The 12,564-nt window shown below is 45.0% G+C and carries 13 protein-coding genes; 7 read left to right on the forward strand and 6 right to left on the reverse strand.

Annotated elements, in window-relative coordinates:
- Nucleotides 1-4: 4 nt before the first annotated feature.
- From LGZ99_RS05745 to galE, 4 genes are all read left to right on the forward strand, one after another.
- Nucleotides 5-1,441, forward strand: coding sequence for a mannose-1-phosphate guanylyltransferase/mannose-6-phosphate isomerase (locus LGZ99_RS05745; RefSeq protein WP_390894002.1), 1,437 nt, complete (start codon nt 5-7; stop codon nt 1,439-1,441).
- Nucleotides 1,434-2,867, forward strand: coding sequence for a phosphomannomutase (locus LGZ99_RS05750; protein ID WP_262978937.1), 1,434 nt, complete (start codon nt 1,434-1,436; stop codon nt 2,865-2,867). Before LGZ99_RS05745 ends, LGZ99_RS05750 begins: the two co-directional genes overlap by 8 nt.
- Before the next feature lie 69 nt (nt 2,868-2,936).
- Nucleotides 2,937-4,409 (forward strand): undecaprenyl-phosphate galactose phosphotransferase WbaP, encoded by a 1,473-nt coding sequence (gene wbaP / locus LGZ99_RS05755; protein ID WP_262978938.1) that lies wholly within the window; start codon nt 2,937-2,939, stop codon nt 4,407-4,409.
- 340 nt (nt 4,410-4,749) lie between these two features.
- Nucleotides 4,750-5,769 carry a UDP-glucose 4-epimerase GalE gene (gene galE, locus LGZ99_RS05760; RefSeq protein WP_262978939.1) on the forward strand — a complete coding sequence of 340 codons (1,020 nt, stop codon included), beginning with the start codon at nt 4,750-4,752 and terminating at the stop codon, nt 5,767-5,769.
- A 42-nt stretch (nt 5,770-5,811) separates the two neighbouring features.
- Here galE and LGZ99_RS05765 read toward each other — a convergent pair whose 3' ends face one another.
- Together LGZ99_RS05765 and LGZ99_RS05770 are read right to left on the reverse strand one after the other, a co-directional pair.
- The gene (locus LGZ99_RS05765; RefSeq protein ID WP_081858306.1) at nt 5,812-6,015 is read right to left on the reverse strand and encodes a type II toxin-antitoxin system RelE/ParE family toxin; all 204 of its coding nucleotides are present in this window, start codon (nt 6,013-6,015) and stop codon (nt 5,812-5,814) included.
- Nucleotides 6,009-6,266 (reverse strand): type II toxin-antitoxin system RelB/DinJ family antitoxin, encoded by a 258-nt coding sequence (locus tag LGZ99_RS05770; RefSeq protein WP_262978940.1) that lies wholly within the window; start codon nt 6,264-6,266, stop codon nt 6,009-6,011. The genes LGZ99_RS05765 and LGZ99_RS05770 overlap by 7 nt, the downstream gene beginning before the upstream one ends.
- A 177-nt stretch (nt 6,267-6,443) precedes the next feature.
- Between LGZ99_RS05770 and trmL the strand changes: the two genes are divergently transcribed.
- Entirely contained in the window at nt 6,444-6,932 is a 489-nt protein-coding gene (trmL, locus tag LGZ99_RS05775) for a tRNA (uridine(34)/cytosine(34)/5-carboxymethylaminomethyluridine(34)-2'-O)-methyltransferase TrmL (protein WP_262978941.1), read from the forward strand.
- Between the two features lie 109 nt (nt 6,933-7,041).
- On the opposite strand, the gene cysE is transcribed toward trmL, so the two are convergent.
- From cysE to LGZ99_RS05795, 4 genes are all read right to left on the reverse strand, one after another.
- The gene (gene cysE, locus LGZ99_RS05780) at nt 7,042-7,863 is read right to left on the reverse strand and encodes a serine O-acetyltransferase (RefSeq protein ID WP_262978955.1); all 822 of its coding nucleotides are present in this window, start codon (nt 7,861-7,863) and stop codon (nt 7,042-7,044) included.
- A gap of 52 nt (nt 7,864-7,915) precedes the next feature.
- Nucleotides 7,916-8,938, reverse strand: coding sequence for an NAD(P)H-dependent glycerol-3-phosphate dehydrogenase (gpsA, locus tag LGZ99_RS05785; RefSeq protein ID WP_262978942.1), 1,023 nt, complete (start codon nt 8,936-8,938; stop codon nt 7,916-7,918).
- Nucleotides 8,938-9,414, reverse strand: a complete 477-nt coding sequence (secB, locus tag LGZ99_RS05790; protein ID WP_262978943.1) for a protein-export chaperone SecB — start codon at nt 9,412-9,414, stop codon at nt 8,938-8,940. Before secB ends, gpsA begins: the two co-directional genes overlap by 1 nt.
- A 69-nt stretch (nt 9,415-9,483) precedes the next feature.
- Entirely contained in the window at nt 9,484-9,921 is a 438-nt protein-coding gene (locus tag LGZ99_RS05795) for a rhodanese-like domain-containing protein (RefSeq protein WP_021324089.1), read from the reverse strand.
- 368 nt (nt 9,922-10,289) lie between these two features.
- Between LGZ99_RS05795 and envC the strand changes: the two genes are divergently transcribed.
- Complete coding sequence (gene envC / locus LGZ99_RS05800; protein WP_036838882.1) at nt 10,290-11,597, forward strand: murein hydrolase activator EnvC; 1,308 nt, start codon at nt 10,290-10,292, stop codon at nt 11,595-11,597.
- A gap of 31 nt (nt 11,598-11,628) precedes the next feature.
- Nucleotides 11,629-12,513, forward strand: coding sequence for a divergent polysaccharide deacetylase family protein (locus tag LGZ99_RS05805; protein ID WP_390894003.1), 885 nt, complete (start codon nt 11,629-11,631; stop codon nt 12,511-12,513).
- The last annotated feature ends 51 nt before the right edge of the window (nt 12,514-12,564 follow it).

Below are 12,564 nucleotides of genomic sequence, written 5' to 3' on the forward strand. Positions count from 1 at the left end.
TGTTATGAGTTCAGTTGTTCCCGTCATCATGGCCGGTGGTTCAGGCAGTCGGTTATGGCCCCTTTCCCGCGAGTTATACCCAAAACAGTTTCTTAAACTTGATGGTGAGTTCACTATGCTGCAAACAACAGTACAGCGTCTGAATGAACTATCAATAGAATCTCCTTTAGTAATTTGCAACGAAGAGCATCGTTTCCTTGTGGCTGAACAATTGCGTCAACTGGGCAAGCTGGCACACAACATCATTCTCGAACCAATCGGGCGTAATACGGCACCAGCAATTGCACTGGCAGCACTCACCGCTCTTCAAACCGCAAGTGAAAGAGAGGACCCACTATTATTGGTGTTAGCCGCCGATCATGTGATTCGGGATGAAGAAACCTTTATTGATGTGGTGAGACAAGCGATCCCTTGTGCAGAGGCCGGTAAACTCGTCACCTTCGGTATCGTAGCTACCCATGCAGAAACTGGATATGGCTACATTCGCCGTGGAGCCAAGCAGGAGGATGCCTTCGACGTGGTGCAGTTTGTCGAAAAACCTGACGTAATGACCGCAGAACAATATTTACAGAGTGGGGAATATTACTGGAATAGCGGCATGTTTCTGTTCCGTGCCAGCCGTTTTCTAGATGAACTTAAAGCGTTCCGACCCGATATTCATTCAGCCTGTGTGGCAGCGGTGGGAACTGTCAATCCCGATCTCGATTTCGTGCGAGTTGATAAGTCGGCATTTCTCGCCTGTCCAAGTGAATCGATTGATTATGCAGTTATGGAAAAGACGGCTGATGCCGTTGTCGTTCCTCTGTCTGCCGGCTGGTCCGATGTCGGTTCTTGGTCTTCCTTGTGGGACATATCGGAAAAGGATGATGATGGTAATGTGTTCATAGGAGATGTATTGCAACACAATAGCAGCAGCAATTACGTTTACTCTGAAAACAACTTGGTTAGTCTTGTCGGCGTAAAAAATTTGGTTGTGGTTCAGACCAAAGATGCCATTCTGGTTACGGATCAATCTCAAGTACAAGATGTAAAGAAGATTGTCGAGAACTTGAAAGACTCCGGACGTTCAGAGCATCGTTTACATCGAGAGGTCTATCGTCCTTGGGGAAGATACGATGCTATTGATAAAGGGCAACGTTATCAGGTCAAGCGCATTACTGTAAGGCCAGGTGAAAGCCTGTCTACCCAGATGCATCATCATCGTGCAGAGCACTGGATTGTAGTCGCAGGGACTGCCCGAGTAACTCAGGGAGATAAGTCTTATTTGGTTACCGAAAATGAATCTACTTATATACCCGTGGGCGTTATCCACACTCTGGAAAATCCGGGTAAGGTTCCGCTGGAAGTGATAGAAATCCAGTCCGGTGCTTACCTAGGGGATGATGATATTGTCCGTCTTGATGATCGTTATGGCAGAGTGGGAACAAAAGAAGATGAATAACAAAAAACTGAGTAGCCGGGAAGCTATTGCAGCAAGTGGTGTCGCCTTTGGTACCAGTGGAGCCCGTGGACTGGTTGTTGATTTTACCCCGGATGTCTGCGCAGCTTTTACCCATGCCTTTGTATCGGTAATGCAAAAGCAATATGAGGTAACCCAAGTTGCACTGGCTATCGACAACCGTCCCAGCAGTCCTGATATAGCAGAGGCTTGTGCAACAGCTCTTCGCCAAGCAGACATCGAACCTGTTTACTATGGCGTGATACCAACGCCAGCGCTTGCCTATAAAGCGATGCAAGATGGCATGCCATGTATTATGGTTACCGGCAGTCATATTCCCTTTGACCGTAATGGACTCAAGTTTTATCGCCCTGATGGGGAGATTACTAAGGCAGACGAAGAGGCTATCCTTTCGGCGGAGGTTGTTTTTGAACCTCTTACTGAAATGACATCGTTGATTGTCTTATCAGATGCCGCTGAAGCATATATAAATCGTTATCGCTCTCTGTTTTCCGCAGATCTGCTGGCAGGAAAACGTATTGGTATCTATGAACACTCCAGTGCCGGGCGCGATCTTTATGCCCCTCTTTTCAGATCATTGGGGGCGGAGGTTATTTCGCTTGAGCGTACTGATAAATTTGTTCCCATTGATACAGAGGCTGTAGCTGAGGAAGATCGACTTAAAGCCAGAGACTGGTCGGACGAACTTGCTCTGGATGCCATCTTCTCGACTGACGGCGATGGGGATCGCCCGTTGCTAGCGGATGAACACGGGGAGTGGTTGAGAGGTGACATACTAGGACTATTGTGTGCTGATGCCTTAGGCATCGAAGCTCTGGCAGTACCCGTGAGCTGCAACAGTGCAGTGCAGCGTTGTGGTCGTTTCGCCAGTGTTGTTTTGACCAAAATCGGTTCTCCCTATGTTATTGCCGAATTTGTGTCGCTTTCACATCAGTTTAAACATATTGCTGGTTTTGAAGCTAATGGCGGCTTCTTGCTCGGCAGTGATATTGATGTTGGAAACAAAGTATTAGCGGCTCTTCCTACTCGCGATGCACTTTTACCCGCGCTTATCACATTGAGTGCAAGCAAAGATAAAGGGGTTGCTTCTCTGGTGGGTGCTCTGCCCTCGCGTTACACGCATTCCGACAGGCTTAAAGAATTTCCCGCAACATTGAGCCGCACTATTTTGGATAAAGGAATTCAGGCTCCAGAGCAACTACTGGCTTCATTGGGGCTCGATAATCGCCAAATTATTCATATTGATCTCACTGATGGTTTAAGAATGACCCTTGATAACAATATTATTGTCCACCTGCGTCCATCCGGTAATGCGCCAGAGCTACGCTGCTACGCTGAAGCCGACGATATAGATAGGGCAAAAGAGGCTGTCAGAACCTGTCTGGACGCACTTGCAACCCAAAAATGATTGCAACTTACGGCAAAGTGCTTATTTAGCACTTTGCCGAATACTCTTTCGAATTTAGGTAAATATTATATGGATTCAAAAGCAATGATCCGGCATTCGAAGGACGGATATCTCGAATATGGAAATTATTCAGCATCTGTTAACCGTTTTTCTCTGATGGCAAGCGACTTTCTGGCTATGGCTGGTGCTTTTGTTCTTTCATGGTGGTTTGAAAGTATTCGTACCGATGTTTCATTCTCCCTCGTGTTTAAAAACGGGTCGGATGTGGCTAGAGCATGGAGTTTTCTGGCAATTGCCTTAGCTGCGCTTCTCTGGTCCTGGGCGCATTTGCGACATTACACTTATCACAAGCCATTCTGGAATGAGCTGAGGGAAACTCTGCTGATGCTCATCGGACTGGCCGTGGCCGATTTGGCGATAGTGGCTATCTCTAAGTGGAATTTCTCTCGCTACCAGTGGGCAATGTTCTGGTTGATTATCATGTTCGCCCTGCCATTTTGCCGATGGCTGACTAAACTGTTATTAGTTAAGCTTAGATACTGGAGTATGCCGACTATTATCATCGGCAGCGGAAAGAACGCTCGTGAAGCTTATCTAGCTATATGCAGCGAGCATTTACTTGGCTTTGGGGTCATAGGCTTTGTTGCTCCAAACAATAATTGTGCTGTCAGCCCAGTGGAAACGCTTCCGCTCTTTCATCTCACTCCTGAGCAGTTGCTTGAAAGGCACCATCAACATAAGATCTTCATCGCTCTTGAGTATGAACAGAACGAACTACAGGACGAGTGGCTGCGTTATCTCTCTGCCCATGGTGTTCGTAATATCTCAGTGATCCCAACCTTACGTGGGGTGCCGCTCTATGGCACTGATGTGTCTCACTCTTTTAGCCATGAACTTTTGATGCTGAGGGTTAAGAACAATCTGGCCAGACGGTCATCGAGTATTCTTAAGCGTGGTTTCGATATTGTCGTTTCTTCCCTTCTGTTGATACTCCTTTCCCCTCTGTTTCTTTTTATCGGCTGGAAGGTTTCCCGTGATGGAGCGTCTCCTTTCTATGGTCATGAGCGTATAGGGCAAGGAGAGCGCCGATTTAAATGTTTGAAGTTTCGCTCCATGATTATCAACTCTAAAGAAGTGCTGGAAAATCTGCTCAAGACAGATCAGAACGCCATGGAAGAATGGAAGAAGGATTTCAAGCTCAAGAATGATCCGAGAATCACCCCTATCGGCCACTTTCTGCGCAAAACCAGTCTTGATGAGCTTCCACAGTTGATCAATGTACTAAGAGGGGAAATGAGTCTCGTTGGTCCAAGGCCCATCGTTCAGGAAGAACTTGAACGCTACGGAGATGACAAGTCATATTATCTCATGGCGAAACCTGGTATGACGGGACTGTGGCAAGTGAGTGGACGTAACGATGTTGACTATGCGACACGCGTATATCTTGATAGCTGGTATGTAAAAAATTGGGCACTCTGGAATGATATTGCGATTTTGTTTAAAACAGTCAATGTAGTAATTAAACGAGATGGTGCCTATTAATCGTGAGGTAAAACTGTGTGCCATAGTATTTCTATAAATACAGAATATCACTGACAAAGGAACAGTTTATTTTCAGGTTCTTTAATAAGAACATTTAAAAAATAAACTCTTAAGTTCGTATTCAGCTTAATCAAATACTATGGCTGAAACAGGTTTTATTCCGCGAGTTTCTTTGGAAAAGAGCACCCCTCGCGACTTTTATAAATGGGATTTAAATAACAGTTAATATAAAATCTATATACTAAACATTATCTGGCTTTTACCTGAGATAATAAGGGGTTGTATTGGTTAGATTATCATGAACTCAGAAATAATTAATAAAGTACACAGGAATATTTAAATGCCAACCCTCATCACCGGCGGAGCCGGCTATATCGGTTCACATACAGTATTAGCGCTTCTGGAAAGAGAAACTGATGTTGTTGTTATCGATAATCTCTGCAACTCATCACCAGAATCTCTTCGCAGAATTGAAAAAATCACTGGCAAATCAGTGAAATTCTATCAAGGAGATGTACTTGATTTAGATTTACTCAATAAAATTTTCCAGGAAAATAACATCGAATCTGTGATTCATTTCGCAGGCTTGAAAGCAGTTGGTGAATCCACTCGAAAACCACTTGAGTATTATCAGAACAATGTTACTGGCACTTTAGTTCTGTTACAGGCTATGCGTGCCAATGGTGTACATCAACTGATTTTCAGCTCGTCCGCAACGGTTTATGGTGATCCTGAGTTTGTCCCACTAACTGAAAATGCCAAAGTAGGTGGTACGACTAACCCTTACGGCACTTCCAAACTAATGGTTGAGCAAATTCTAAAAGATTTTGCCGCTGCCGAGCCAAGTTTCAAAATCACCAGTCTAAGATATTTCAATCCCGTCGGTGCACATTCATCAGGCATGATTGGTGAAGATCCTAATGGTATTCCTAATAACCTGTTGCCTTATATCACTCAGGTTGCTATTGGTCGTCTGGAATGTTTATCAGTCTATGGCAACGATTACCCAACCAAAGATGGTACCGGCGTCCGTGACTATATTCATGTGATGGATTTAGCTGAAGGCCATATTGCTGCAATTGACTATCTGGCTAAACAACAATCTTATGAGGTATTCAACTTAGGGACTGGGACTGGTTATTCTGTACTTGAGCTACTTCATGCTTTCGAAAAAGCAGCAGGTAAAGCAATTCCATACAAGATCACAGACAGACGCCCTGGAGATATTGCTGAATGTTGGTCTGATCCATCCAGAGCTCGCAATACTCTTGGCTGGCAAGCAACACGTAATATTGACGATATGATGCGTGATAGCTGGAACTGGCAGAAGAATAACCCCAATGGTTTTCGCTCTCATTAAGGTGTATGTTTATTTTGCTTGGAACCTCAAAGGAAGTAAGATTCAGAATAAATCTGAATGACTACCTACTCGATATAGTTTCAATTCAGTATTTGTACGCTGATAAATAAGCAAAATATCTGGCGCTCCGTGGCATTCAAGGTAGCCAATATATTGGCCTGCTAATGAATGTTCACGGTAACGCTCTGGTAAAGGTTCACCAGTCTGTAAAAGCTCAATGGTTTTCAATTGAGCTTTATTTACCATCCAAGATCATGCTTTAGTTCATCTATCGTATCAACTCGGTGAACACCTACGCCATTTTCCAGATCTCGAATAGCCTGTAATGTCTCCTGATTAAGTTGCAGCAACTCAGCAGGTAATTCTGGCTCAACAGCCAGACGATTAACCACCATACGAATTATAGTGGAAAGATTCAGCCCCATCGCTTTCGCATTAGCCATCGCCGCCGCTTTGGATTTAGGATTAACACGGGCACGTACAACGGTATCAGCCATAAGAAACCTCCATCAATGTTTGTCTACATAATAGCCATATTGTAGCCACAAGCAAATGAATGTGTCCAAGTGATGAGTAATTTCTGAAAGATGTTCCAACAGATAAACCAGAGATGAAATCCCCCTGCATCCCTACTCAATTTCTGCTAATCTGTGCCCCTCGTTTCTGGGGGGCATATGCTAAACATCGTCTTATTTGAACCTGAAATCCCACCTAATACCGGTAATATTATTCGTCTTTGTGCCAATACTGGTTTTCAATTACATCTGATTCAGCCCCTAGGTTTTACCTGGGATGACAAACGGCTGCGCCGGGCTGGGCTTGATTATCATGAGTTTGCCAATATCAAACAGCATCATGATTATTACGCCTTTTTGGAGAGTAAAGGGTTAACTGGAGAATCTTCTGCCCAGCTGTTTGCACTCACCACGAAAGGAACGCCGGCACACAGTGCGGTAAGTTATCAAGGCGGGGATTATTTGATGTTCGGGCCGGAAACCCGAGGGTTACCATCTTATGTTCTGGATGATATGCCACCCCAACAAAAAATCCGTATTCCAATGCTGGCAGACAGCCGGAGTATGAATCTTTCTAATTCAGTTGCTGTTGTGGTTTTTGAAGCCTGGCGGCAATTGGGTTATTCAGGTGCTTTATTGAAAGAGTAATTGCCATTGACTAAAGTTAATGCCGTGCATCTAATCAGTTAAAAAGACACGGCATTTTTGAGTATCCAGTTTTGTGAACGATATTTCTCAAACGTGGTTATTCACAAAATCAAATCCCATCACCATATTCAAAGCCATTGTTGATACCATTAAAATGCTGGTTCATATCCAATGATGGCTTTTCGCTTTCAGGTTTACCGACAATACGGGCAGGCACTCCAGCAGCTGTTGTGTGTGGTGGAACCGAACGAAGGACTACCGAACCGGCACCAATTTTTGCCCCACGACCAATTTCTATATTGCCAAGTATTTTCGAGCCTGCGCCTATCATCACCCCTTCCCTGACTTTCGGATGACGATCACCCTCGGTTTTACCTGTACCACCAAGGGTGACGGATTGCAGGATAGAAACGTCATTCTCCACCACCGCCGTTTCACCAATCACAATGCCGGTAGCGTGGTCAAGCATGATGCCACAACCAATCTTGGCCGCCGGGTGAATATCAACACTAAAAGACATCGAGATTTGGTTTTGCAGGTAAATAGCCAGTGCCTTACGCCCTTCTCCCCATATCCAATGGGCAATACGATAGGCTTGCAAAGCATGGAACCCTTTGAGGTAAAGCAGAGGCGTTGAGTATTTATCTACCGCAGGATCACGTAAACGCACCGCTATGATGTCGCGGGCAGCAGAGACTATCATTTTCTGGTCTGAGTTATAAGCCTCTTCTACGATCTCTCTGACGGCAATAGCCGGCATAATCGGCGTAGCCAGTTTATTCGCCAGCATATAACTTAGGGCACTACCAAGATTTTCATGCTTGAGTAATGTCGCATGAAAAAAACTGGCTAACATCGGTTCACATTCAGCCAGTGCTCTCGCTTCTGTTTTTATGTTTTTCCAAACTTCGTCCAATTCTTCCAGCGACATATTTTTTACTCTCACAGTTAGAACCTATCTTTTTTATTAGATTTTTTCTGATTCAAGAGCGTATATTATCGCTCTCGTCCTTTCTGGCTCTTCCTAATAATGCTTGAGCAGCTTCTATCACATTTTTATTGCAATACAGTATTTGATAGATTTGTTCTGCAATCGGCATTTCCACACCGGCACGTTCGGCCAATGCGCGCACTTCTTTGGTGTTACGGTAACCTTCAACAACCTGCCCAATCTGATTCTGAGCTTCTTCGACGCTAATTCCCTGCCCCAGCATCATGCCAAAGCGACGGTTACGTGATTGGTTATCTGTACAAGTTAAGACCAAATCTCCCAATCCCGCCATGCCCATAAAGGTTGAAGGATCAGCGCCAAGAGCAGTACCAAGACGACTCATTTCTGTTAATCCACGGGTAATCAGCGCAGTACGGGCATTAGCGCCAAACCCCATGCCATCAGATATCCCCGCGCCTATAGCAATTACGTTTTTTACGGCGCCACCAAGTTGAACGCCAATAAAATCAGGATTTTTATAAACACGGAAACTTTTGCCACAGTGGAATAGTTGCTGAAGTTCATCACTAAAAGCAGATTCAGTGGCTGAAATCGCTATCGCTGTAGGTAAACCAGCCGCTAATTCTTTCGCAAAGGTTGGGCCAGAAAGTACCGCCAACGGTATTTCATCGTCTAAGATCTCACGGGCTACGTCCTGCAATAACCGGCCAGTATCAGCTTCCAAGCCTTTAGTTGCCCAGACGATTCGCGAATCAGGCAGCAGATGGGGTTTTACCTGCTTTAACACTTCACCAAACACATGGCTGGGAACCACAACAAGAATGTTGCGGCTTGCTGTCAGTGCTTTTGTCAGGTCTGTTTCAAGCAATAAACTGTCAGGGAAGGAGACATCCGGCAGAAATTTCTGATTGCAACGTGCCTGTTGCAATGCCCGGATATGTTCTGAGTTATGCCCCCAAAGCACAACATCATGACCATTACGTGCCAACGTAATGGCTAATGCGGTGCCGTATGAACCGGCACCGATAACTGTCATAGAAACAGTACTATTCATTAAGCTTCCTGTTGAGCTTCTTCATCATTCTGAGGTTGCTCTGCTTGCTGTTGCAGGTAGTTCATGAACAGAGCATCAAAGTTTACCGGAGCCAGGTTGAGTTGTGGGAAGGTACCACGGCTCACCAGGCTGGTGATGCATTCACGAGCATATGGGAACAGAATATTCGGACAATATGCACCCAAGCAATGAGCCAGTTGAGTTCCTTCGATACCTTCAATAGAGAAAATACCGCCTTGCTGTATTTCACACAGGAATGCTGTCTCTTCGCCCAGCGCTGCCGTCACAGTTACACGCAGAACAACTTCATAAACCCCCTGTGCCAACTCACTGGAAGCCGTATCCAGATCGAGCTTTACTTCCGGCTGCCATTCCTGTTGGAACACCTGCGGTGCGTTTGGTGCTTCAAAAGAGATATCTTTGGTGTAGATACGTTGGATCTGGAAAGCCATTTCTGTATTGTTTTGTTCTGACATAATAATTGTTACCTTTAGATGTCCTTATTAAATTTTTTACGTGAATGTTTCCACTCACACCCAAAATGATTACTTTTTACCACGCGCCAATGGTAAGTTTTCGCCTGTCCAACCCGCCAGACCTTCTTTCAGGGAACATACGCGTTCAAAACCAGCACGGAGAAGGTTCTCAGCCGGAGTACGCGATTCAGTGCCATTCGCTGAAACAACAATCACCGGCTGCTTTTTATGTTTTTCCAACTCAGCCAAGTTGCTGTCTTTAATTTCAGATGGGGTCAGGTTTATTGAACCAATGATATGCCCTTTGCGGAAATCTTCACGGGAACGTAAATCCACGACGATGGCTTCTTCTTTATTGATCAGATTAATCGCTTGTGCACGGGTTATCTCTTTGGTTTTAGAGAAGAGACTTTTCATCGTAGTCACAATAACGGCAACCAGCAGCGCAATCCAGATGAGGCTTAAGGTCATGTGCTGATTAATAAATTGCATGATTTCTTGCAGCATGGGGGGCAAAAACTCCCGTTGGTTATTAACAAATATCTAAGTCTTCAGAGTATACCTTTGTGTTGCGTCAATTACAGCCAAATAGCATAAGCTCAATGCAAATTTTGCGGAGAGTTTCGAGAAAAAATAAAAATACGCTGGAAATGGAACGCGTTAAGTACACGATCAGAAGATTCTCTGTCACACTGAATGAATACAGGAATTTAAGCAATAAATAGGCTAAAGTGGCTAATGTGCCCAGTTATTAGCTGATTTTAATGTTGAAACCATATTATCCGAAAGTGTGAAAAATCAGCACAGTATCTGGTAACCAATTGTTCAACATGAAATAATCTGATGCTATACAGTCGCAAGGTATATTTATAGAAATGGCAAATAACAAGGAAATACCTGGCCGTCATTATCGGTTCAATCAGAACTCATGGCAGAATAGAATTCGTGCCTTATTGTTCTGTGCTTTCCTGTCCGCTGTTTTCAGCTTTCATACCTTTGCCAATCAGATTATCGAGAATAAAAATCAGCTTAAAAATCTTCAGCAAAACATTGCAGAGAAAGAAAAAAGCGTGCAACAACAGCAGCAAAAACGCAGTACGTTGTTGAGCCAACTGAAAGATCAGGAAAATACAATTTCTAAAGTTGGCCTCTCTCTGCACAGCACCCAAACTCAACTCAGTAAGCTGAATAAAGAGATTACCGCGCTTAATGCCAATATCAAGAAACTGGCAAAACAACAGACAGCACAACAGGATATGCTGGCACGTCAATTGGATGCCGCTTTTCGTCAAGGGCAGCATCAAGGGCTTGAGCTCATGTTCAGAGGTGAGGAAGGCAAGAGGGGGGAGCGCATCCTCGCTTACTATAGTTACCTTAATCAAGCCCGCCAGGATACTATTGTTAAGCTTGAGCAAACTACCGTTGATTTAACTGAACAAAAAAAACTTGAGCAGCAAAAACAGGAAGAGCAGAAACAAGTTCTGACGGAACAGCAACAACAGAAGCAGCAGATGGAAGTGGCCCGCAGCGCCCGGCAGAAAACCTTGACTGAACTGGAATCTTCCCTGAAGAAAGACCAGAAAAGTCTCGCTGAACTAAAACAAAATGAAACCCGCCTGCGGGATAAAATTGCTAAGGCAGAACGGGAAGCGAAAGCACGTGCTGAACGGGAAGCCAGAGAAGCTGCTCGTGTCCGTGCTCAGATTGCGGCGAAACAGAAACAAGCGCAGAAAAAAGGTTCCAGCTATAAACCCACTGAAGATGAACGCGCATTAATGGCACGGACGGGTGGCCTTGGCCGTCCGGCTGGTCAGGCAATCTGGCCTGTCCGTGGCAAGGTAATACATGAGTTTGGTGAAGCACTGCAAGGCGAATTGCGCTGGAAAGGCATGGTGATTTCTGCCACAGAAGGCACTGAGGTCAAAGCGATATCCGATGGCCGGGTACTGTTGGCTGACTGGTTGCAAGGCTATGGGCTGGTTGTCGTTATAGAGCACGGTAAAGGTGATATGAGCCTTTATGGCTATAATCAGAGCGCTCTGGTCAGTGTCGGCCAGCAAGTTCGTGCCGGGCAACCCATCGCCCTGGTCGGTAACAGTGGCGGTCAGGAACAACCCGCCCTGTATTTTGAAATCCGCCGTCAGGGTAGAGCGGTAAACCCACAACCTTGGCTTGGGAGATGATCAGGTGAAACAACACAAGTTTACAAAACTCATTGGCACTATCGTCCTGTTACTCTTGAGCCTGCAAGCCAGTGCTGCCCGTCTGGCAATTGTTATCGATGACTTTGGCTATCGTCCTCATAATGAAAACAAAATATTGCAGATGCCTGTTGCGGTTTCTATCGCAATTCTGCCGGATTCTCCCCACGGCAGGGAAATGGCTGAAAAAGCACATAAACAAGGACGCGAGATTTTAATCCACCTGCCAATGGCACCTTTAAGTAAGCAACGGTTAGAACCGGATACTCTCCAGCCAACAATGAGCAGTGAAGAGATTGATCGCATTATTCAGCGCGCAATACAGAAGGTCCCTTATGCGGTAGGAATAAACAACCATATGGGCAGCGCTATGACTTCAAGCTTGCCAGGAATGCAGAAGGTTATGCGTTCGCTGTCCCGCTATGAGCTTTATTTTCTCGATAGTGTGACGATTGGAAATACTCAAGCAACAAAGGCAGCACAAGGTACTCATGTTCGCGTTATCCGCCGCAATATTTTTCTTGATAATGTGCAATCAGAAGCGGAAACCCGCTATCAGTTAAACCGTGCGATTTCCATTGCCCGTAAGAATGGCTCAGCTATTGCTATCGGTCATCCTCATCCGACAACCATTCGTGCATTACAACAGATGCTGCCAACGCTTCCCGCTGATATTGAATTGGTCAGCCCAAGTAGGTTGTTAAATAGCACATCTGTTGGCGACAATCACCGTAAATGGGGCGAGCAGTGTGAAATAAAAGAGGTGCCAACTACGGTTACCAGCCAAGACTATCTGGCGGTCATTAGCAATACTCTGGTTGATAACCCTGTTGTGAATACAGTGAGCCAACATATCCGGAAACTGGCTGGCGATAAATCTCAGGGTAAAACAGAATAAAAAGTCATCTGAAAAAATGACTAATAAAACAGGCGCCCAAAAAACTGCAAG

The organism is Photorhabdus temperata, from assembly GCF_025384845.1.
Classification (GTDB): Bacteria; Pseudomonadota; Gammaproteobacteria; order Enterobacterales; family Enterobacteriaceae; genus Photorhabdus; species Photorhabdus temperata.